We start from the raw sequence: 380 nt of genomic DNA on the forward strand, positions 1-380 counted from the left end.
GATCAGCCTGCGGGAAGCCGGGCTGGACACGATCCCGGGCACCGCCGCCGAGATTTTGGACGACGAGGTGCGCTGGGTGCTCACCAAGGGCAAGCTGCCGACATCGCTGTGGATCGAGATCGTGACGACCGCACACGAGGTGGGCCTGCGGTCGTCGTCGACGATGATGTACGGCCATGTCGACAGCCCCCGGCACTGGATCGGGCATCTGAACGTGCTGCGCGGTATCCAGGACCGAACCGGCGGCTTCACCGAGTTCGTGCCGTTGCCTTTCGTTCACCAGAATTCGCCGTTGTATCTGGCGGGTGCGGCGCGGCCCGGGCCGACGCATCGCGACAACCGGGCCGTACATGCCCTGGCGCGAATCATGTTGCACGGCC

Annotated in this window: 1 pseudogene; it reads left to right on the forward strand. The window is 66.3% G+C overall.

Annotated elements, in window-relative coordinates:
* A pseudogene (gene fbiC, locus H7K45_RS28950) lies at nt 1-380 on the forward strand (7,8-didemethyl-8-hydroxy-5-deazariboflavin synthase); the annotation flags it as partial.

It is taken from the genome of Mycobacterium yunnanensis (genome assembly GCF_025823185.1).
In the GTDB taxonomy this organism is placed as follows: Bacteria; Actinomycetota; Actinomycetes; order Mycobacteriales; family Mycobacteriaceae; genus Mycobacterium; species Mycobacterium yunnanensis.